This is a genomic window from Corallococcus sp. CA053C (assembly GCF_003611675.1).
Lineage (GTDB): Bacteria > Myxococcota > Myxococcia > Myxococcales > Myxococcaceae > Corallococcus.
Genome location: NZ_RAWA01000522.1, coordinates 1 through 5,845, shown reverse-complemented (window position 1 = coordinate 5,845; position 5,845 = coordinate 1). Strand labels below are relative to the sequence as shown.

General features: G+C 72.0%; 5 protein-coding genes. 3 read left to right on the top strand and 2 right to left on the bottom strand.

The window, feature by feature from the left end; translation table 11 throughout:
* Window positions 1-28: 28 nt before the first annotated feature.
* Window positions 29-760, top strand: a complete 732-nt coding sequence (locus tag D7V97_RS38980) for a transglycosylase SLT domain-containing protein (protein WP_233583517.1) — start codon at window positions 29-31, stop codon at window positions 758-760.
* A gap of 125 nt (window positions 761-885) precedes the next feature.
* Window positions 886-1,686, top strand: coding sequence for a hypothetical protein (locus D7V97_RS38975; protein WP_120615655.1), 801 nt, complete (start codon window positions 886-888; stop codon window positions 1,684-1,686).
* Between the two features lie 93 nt (window positions 1,687-1,779).
* On the opposite strand, the gene D7V97_RS38970 is transcribed toward D7V97_RS38975, so the two are convergent.
* Window positions 1,780-4,602, bottom strand: coding sequence for an AAA family ATPase (locus D7V97_RS38970; protein ID WP_120615654.1), 2,823 nt, complete (start codon window positions 4,600-4,602; stop codon window positions 1,780-1,782).
* A gap of 77 nt (window positions 4,603-4,679) precedes the next feature.
* On the bottom strand, window positions 4,680-5,222 hold the full coding sequence (locus D7V97_RS38965) for an HNH endonuclease (RefSeq protein WP_120615653.1): 543 nt from the start codon (window positions 5,220-5,222) through the stop codon (window positions 4,680-4,682).
* Between the two features lie 392 nt (window positions 5,223-5,614).
* Here D7V97_RS38965 and D7V97_RS38960 point away from each other — a divergent pair.
* Window positions 5,615-5,845: alcohol dehydrogenase catalytic domain-containing protein (locus D7V97_RS38960; RefSeq protein ID WP_158623548.1), on the top strand; the 231-nt coding region annotated here is incomplete at its 3' end.

Here is a 5,845-nt window from a genome sequence, read left to right as displayed (position 1 = left end):
GTCCCACCCCACCGTCAGGAGAATCCACATGCTGTTCGAACCCCGTCCTCGTCGTTCCGGTCGTGCCCTGGGCCTGGTGTTTTCCCTGACGCTGGTGCTCGCGCCGCTGGCGCTGTGGGCGCAGGGCGCGGTGCGGGGGAGGGCGGTGTCGCTCACGGAGGCCCGTGCGCTCGCGACGGCGGGGCAGCAGGAGGGCGACCTGCCCGTGGTGGTGGATGCCGCGGTGGTGGAGCAGCTCAACCGGTTCGTCAACACGCCGAAGGGGCGCGACTTCATGCGCAAGGCCCTGGCGAACCTCGCGGTGCACCGTGAGGCGCTGACGGGCACGCTGCGCTCGAAGTCCCTTCCGGAGGGGCTGCTCGCGGTGGCGATGGTGGAGTCGGCGGTGAGCAACCTGCCGGAGACGTCGCGCGTGCCGTCGCTGGCGCCGGGGCAGCGGGGCGCGGGCGTGTGGATGTTCATCCCGGAGACGGCGCGCCGTTATGGCTTGAAGGTGGAGGCCGCGAAGGACGAGCGGCTGGACATGGCCCGGGAGACGGAGGCCGCCGCGGCCCTCTTCCAGGCGCTGCATGCGCGCTACGGTGACTGGCGGCTGGCGCTCGCGGCCTACAACCAGGGCGAGGGCGTGGTGGACCGCGTCCTCGCGGAGACCGGTGTGCGTGACGTGAGCGAGCTGACGCGCACCGGCAAGCTCAACGGTTACACCAGCACCGTGCAGGCCGCGGTGTTGCTGCTGCGCAACCCGCACCTGCTCGACTGAGCCCGTCTCGCGCTGGCGTCGCCAGGGAATGTCCCCGGGGCGCCAGCGTTCGGATGCGTGCTGGCGGCTTTCGCGCGAGGATGCGTCCCACTGCCGGCTTGCCAACGCAGGGGTGGGGAAAAGCCATGAAGATCGTCGCGCTCGTCCGTCCGGCGGGAGAAGTCCCCGAAGCAGCGCAGGTGCTCGCAGCCGCGGCGGGCATGGCCCCGGCGGAGGCCCGCATGCGGCTGGCCCCGGAGCCGCCCGCCCTGCTCGCGCGGCTTGCGCCTGAAGCGGCGGATGCGCTGGTGAAGCGGCTCCAGGATGCGGGGCTCGCGGCGCTCGCCATCGACGAAGCGGAGACCGCGGAGCGCGTGACGGCCCGGACGGTGACGTTCGGTGCGACGCAGGGGACGTTCACCCCCCGCTCGGGAGCGCCGCTCACGCTGGCCTGGGAGGACGTGACGGTCATCCTCCGGGGCAACAGCTCCGTGCGCACGCAGAGCGAGCACACCGAGAAGAAGACCTCGGTGGCGCTGGGCACGGCGCTGATTACGGGCGGCCTGAAGATGACGAAGACGACGGAGACGAGCGTGCGCGGCTCGCAGGAGGAGACGTCGCAGCAGTTCTTCGTCTTCGACCGCGACGGGCGCGGCGCGGTGATTCCGGAGCTGGGGTTGGACTTCTCCTGCCTGGGCCCCGCGATGCAGCCGTCGCGCACGGCGAACATGGTGGCCCTGTCCAAGCTGTTGCGCGAGCGCGCACCCACGGCCTTCTACGACGAACGGCTCTTGCGGCTGGGGCGGAGGCCGCTGCCCTTCGTGTTGGGCGGCGCGGTCCAGATTGTGAGCGGTGCCACGTCCCATTCGCGCATCAACACCGCACAGGGACTGGACGTGCTCGCGGAAGCCATGCGGCAGGGCGTGGCACGCGGCTTCCTGCCCTGACGTTTCAGCTCCGCGATGGCGATGCCGCAGGTGAAGACAGACATGCGCCAGGGCATGGCGCGGCTTCATGCCCTGATGCTCCAACGATACGCCTCAGACAAGTGGCGTGGATGACTCCGGCGGTGGCCGGGAGATCCACGCGGCGATGAAGACGTCCAGCTCACCGCGCATCACGTCCTTCACGCGCGGGGTCCCGGCGCCGGTGCGCGGGTCCTCCACTCGGGCGCCACGGCCGAGGAAGTAGCGGCGGGCCTCGTCGGTGCTGGCGCCCTGGCCGGCGACGACGCGCGCGGCGATGCCCTTGAGCTCCTCCAGCTCTCCGGCACCGATGAGCGTCAACATGCGGCCCGTGGCCTCGTCCTTCGCCGTGACCTCGTTGCGCACGCGCTGGAGGTACTCGCCCTCGCGGCTCTTCACCGGGCGGCCCTCCAACACCAGCAGCTCCCGCTCCACTTCTTCCAGCGGTCCGCCCCGGTGCACGCGCACGTACGCGCGCTGGCGCTTCTCGTCCTCCAGCCGGCGGTGCAGTCCCGCCTCGCCCGCGAGGAAGCCGTACGCCCCCGGCCCGGCGATGCGCACCACCACGCGCGCGGGCGTCTCCGCTTCCGCCACGGCGGTGGCCTCGTAGCCGCGCCGCTGCGCCCAGCCCAGGTACATCGTGGCCAGCTCCTGCACCCAGACGTCCTGCTGCTCCGACGTGTCGCTGGCGCAGATGTCCACCAGCGCCTCGTTGTCGAGCGGCGTCGCACCCGACGCCCGCAGCGCCTCCGCCATCTGGACCTCGCGCGCCACGTCCTCCACCTGCCGCGCCGCGGAGGCGAGCTGCACCTCGTTCTTCGCCTCGCGCACCAGCCGCCGCCCGAAGAGGCACGCGGCCTCCAGGCGCTCCAGCTCTCCAATCTGCGCCTCCACCGTGCGGAAGGCGCGGATGACGTCCGCCGCGTGCAGCGGATCATCCCAGAGGTTCGGCGCCTGCGTCTCCGCCAGCAGCGCGGCGCGGCGCTCCTCCAGCTCCGGCCGTCCCGCGGACTCGGCCAGGGCCCGGGCGCGACCCACCAGCCGGTCCATCTCGAAGAGCAGGGACTTGCGGTCCAACCGGCGCTTCACCGCCGCCGCCTTCGCCGACGGCAACAGCAGTTGCGCCGTCACTTCACGCGGCGGCGGGACGGGCTCGGCCACCGCCACCACGCGGCCTCCGGGACGGGCCTCCACGCGCACGGGCGTGCCCGGCGGCAGCGGCCGGCGGGCGATCTCCACCGCCAGCGCCGCCGTGAGCGTCTTCTCGATTTCGCGCTGCAGGTAGCGCGCGCCGAACTGCGGCGAGTAGCCGCGCTCCACCAGCCGGTCCACGACCTCCGGTGTCACCTCCACGTCTAGCGCGCGTGCGCGGATGCCCTCGCGCTCCAGCACGCGGCCCACCTCGCGCTGGGCAATCTTTCGGATGTCCACGCGGGACAGCGGACGGAAGTGGCAGATGGCGTCGAAGCGGTTGAGGAACTCCGGACGGAAGGCCTCCGCGATGCGGCGGTCCACCTCCGACACCTGCTCCTCGGCGCGCTTGTGCGCGGCGAAGCCCAGGCCCGCCTCGCGGTACACCTCCGAGCCCACGTTCGACGTGGCCACGATGAGCGTGTTGTTGCACGACACCGCTTCACCCGCGCCGTTGACGAAGGTGCCCTCGTCGAAGAGCTGGAGGAAGCGGTCGTGGACGCTCCGGGCCGCCTTCTCGAACTCGTCCAGCAGCAGCACGGTGAACACCTTGCCGTCGAGCAGCGCGGACAGCTCGCCCCGCCGCGTCTCCAGCGCGGGCGCCCACGACGCGCCGAAGGGCACGCTCTCGTCGCCGTCGTTCGGGTAGTCCGCCATGTTGAGGCGCACCAGCCGGTCCGCGGAGCCGAAGAGGTACTCGGCCAGCAGCTTCGCCAGCTGCGTCTTGCCCACGCCCGTGGGGCCGGCGAAGAGGAACACGCCCAGCGGCCGGCGCGGATCATTGAGGCCCGCCTTGAGCAGCGCCACCGAGCGCAGCACCGCCGCCACCGCGTCGTTCTGGCCGAGCAGCCGCTCCCCGAAGAAGCGCTCCGTCTCCTCCAGGTCCAGCGGCATCGCGTCGTCCACGACGAAGCGGGGCAGGCGCGTGGCGGCGCAGAAGCGCGTGAGCACGTCCTCCGGCCCCACGTGGTCGCGCGCCACGCCCGCGGCCTCCGCCGCCGTCTCCTTGAGCAGCTCAATCGCCTTGCGCGGCATGTGCTGCGCGAGGAGGAACTTCGCGGACAGCCGCAGCACCAGGTCGCACGCCGCCGGGTCGATGGGCAGCCGCAGGTCGCGCTCCAGCTCCTCCGCCACGCGGCCGACAATCCAGCGGGCCTTGTCCAGCGGCGGCTCGTTGAGGGGCAGCAGGTGGAGCCGTTCGGCCAGGGCCTCGTCGGCGCGCAGCAGCTCCTGCACGCGCTTGGGTTCGGTCTCGAAGATGAAGCGCAGCCCGCCGGTGCGCAGCGCGCGCACGGCCACCGGGGCCAGGGGGCCGCCCAGGGCCACCGGCAGGTCGCGGATGTAGACGATGGGGCAGGGGTGCCGGCCCAGGTGGGTGAGCAGCTCCTCGAAGCTCTCCGCCGCCTGGCGCTGGGTGCTGCGCGCGAGGATGTTGGCGACGGACACCTCCACCAGCCGCGCCTGCGCCAGGTCCCCGTCCACGCGGCCCTCGGCGATGCGGCGGGCCACCTCCTGCACGAGCGCGCTCTTGCCCACGCCGGGCTCGCCCGCCAGCAGGGGGTGCTTGCCTCCTCGCGTCAGCAGGCCCAGCACCTCCGTCACGGCGACATCCACGCCGTACGCCGCGGGCAGCTTGCCCTCGCGCGCCATCGCGGTGAGGTCGCGGTCGATGAGCCGCTCCTGGTCTTCGTTCTTCCTCGTCGCCATGTGGTCCGGAACGCCCCCTCGACGTGCGGCACTCTAACCGTTGCCGCACGGAAGCGAAGTCCCGGCACCGGCGGGACTCAGGTTTCCAGCTCCGTGTGCCAGTAGGCGACGTCCCTCAGGAACTTGCGCCAGGACAGGGGCACGCCCTGTTCGACGAGGAACGACAGGTGCACGGCGTTGGGCAGCTTCTTCGGCCGCGCGGGCAGGGTGAGCAGCGTCAGGCGCGCCTGGGCCGGGGTGCGGTTGCCCTTGCGCTGATTGCAGGGCACGCACGCGATGACGATGTTGTCCCAGCTCGTGACGCCTCCCTGCGCGCGCGGCACCACGTGATCATACGTGGCCTCCGGGCGCGTGACCTTGCGGCCGCAGTACTGACAGCGGCAGTGGTCGCGCTGGTAGACGTTCTCACGGCTGAAGCGGATGCCGCGCGGGCCCTTCCACAGGGCGCGCACGAAGCGGATGACGGACGGCATGCGCAGCTCCACCGTCACCGAGCGCACGACGCGGTCCTCGTACTCCTCCACCACCTCCACCTTGCCCTGGAAGAGCAGGTGGATGGCGCGCTGCCACGGGATGCGTGCGACGGGTTCATAGGACTGGCTGAGGACCAGCGTTTCCATGACACGGGGCCTTTCGGGACAGGCCGCCAGGGAGTCGAACCCTGCTCGCCCGGATTTGGAATCCAGGCTGCACCCCGTGCGCGGCCTTCAGGTGTGAAGAAGGGGAAACGAAAAGAGGCCGGGGTCCCCTTGTCGGGAGCCCGGCCTCCAGGTGCCAGGCCGCGTCAGGTGACGGGGCCGGGGACGCTTCAGGAGCCGGGCTGGGGACCGTGGAGGGCCGCGAGGCCACGCCAGCGGGCCGCGAAGGGAGCGGAGACCGGCAGGTGCTGGGGGTTCATCGGGGGCTGCTTCGTCGCCGGGCGCATGTGGGGAGTCCGCTCCTTTCGCAGCCGAGGGACGGCGGTGGGAATTCATCCCTGACAGGCATGCGGGCGGACGTTAGGACTGCGCGCATGAAAGTCATCCGCTACCACCAGGTGGGAGGACCAGAGGTCCTCCGTTGGGAGGACGTGCCGGAGCCCACGCCGGGGCCCGGTGAGGTCCTGCTGCGAGTGCATGCCGCGGGGGTGAACTTCGCGGACACCGAGCGTCGCCGGGGCCTGTACGACGCCCACGTCCCGCTGCCGCGCATCCTGGGCAGCGAGGCCGCGGGCGTGGTGCGCGCGGTGGGCCCGGGTGTGGAT